Raw genomic sequence first — 1,215 nt, forward strand, 5'->3', positions numbered from 1 at the left:
CTACGCCGCGATGCAGCGGTAGGCGTGGACGGCTTGTCGTGGCGGGAATACGAGGAAGGTCTTCTCCAGCGGGTAACCGATTTGCACGCAAGGCTCCACGGTGGAGCCTATCGGGCAACGCCATCACGACGGGTCTACATTCCCAAAACCGATGGCAGGCAGCGCCCACTGGGTATTGCCTCTCTGGAGGACAAAATCGTACAGCAGGCAGTCGTTACTGTTCTGAATGCGATCTATGAAGAAGACTTTCTAGGGTTCTCGTATGGGTTTCGACCGGGACGTAGCCAGCACGATGCGCTGGATGCGCTGACAGTCGCGCTCAAGGGTCAGAAGGTGAACTGGATACTGGATGCGGATATCACGTCGTTCTTCGATGAGATCGACCATGAATGGATGCTGATGTTTCTGGGTCACCGGATTGCAGACCGGCGCCTGCTCGGGCTTATCTGCAAATGGCTTCAGGCGGGTGTTATGGAAGATGGCCGTAGGATTGCTGCGACCAAGGGGACGCCTCAAGGCGCAGTGATATCGCCATTGCTGGCGAATATCTATCTTCACTACGTGCTGGATCTGTGGGCAAGGCAGTGGCGCCAGCGGCATGCCCGTGGCGATGTAATTATTGTGCGCTATGCGGACGACAGCGTGGTGGGTTTCAGGACGAAAGTGCAGGCTCAGCAATTTCTGGTGCAGTTGCAGGAGCGCTTGGCCAGGTTCGGTTTATCACTCAACGCATCGAAGACACGGCTGATTGAGTTTGGTCGTTTTGCTGCGAGAAATCGTAGGAAGCGAGGCTTGGGTAAACCGGAAACGTTTGACTTTCTGGGCTTCACACATTGTTGCAGCACCAACAGAAGCGGTGGTTTTCAAGTACTGCGACTGACGGTCAAGAAGCGAATGCGTGCAACACTACTGGCCATTCGGGATGAGCTGAAACGTCGACGTCATGAACCCATCCGGGTTCAAGGGCAATGGCTCACTCGGGTGGTGAGTGGTTACCTCAATTACCACGCGGTGCCGGGAAACCTGATACGTCTTGGTGGTTTTCGTTCGGCGGTCTGCCGCCTCTGGCGGCAAGCTCTCAAGCAGCGCAGCCAGCGTAGCCGGCTCCAGTGGTCACGCTTTGGTCGTCTCGCAGACATCTACATACCGAAGCCCAGAACTGCACATCCCTATCCGGAGGAACGCTTCGCGTCACGAACCTGAGGCAGGAGCCGT

Annotated in this window: 1 protein-coding gene; it reads left to right on the forward strand. The window is 56.4% G+C overall.

Translation table 11 applies throughout. The annotated features are described in order from the left end of the window. The coding region (gene ltrA, locus ACNFCJ_RS23990; RefSeq protein ID WP_416773881.1) for a group II intron reverse transcriptase/maturase at positions 1–1,203 on the forward strand (1,203 nt) is incomplete at its 5' end. Between the last annotated feature and the right edge of the window lie 12 nt (positions 1,204–1,215).

This window comes from Pseudomonas sp. NY15364 (assembly GCF_048068235.1).
GTDB lineage: Bacteria > Pseudomonadota > Gammaproteobacteria > Pseudomonadales > Pseudomonadaceae > Aquipseudomonas > Aquipseudomonas mendocina_D.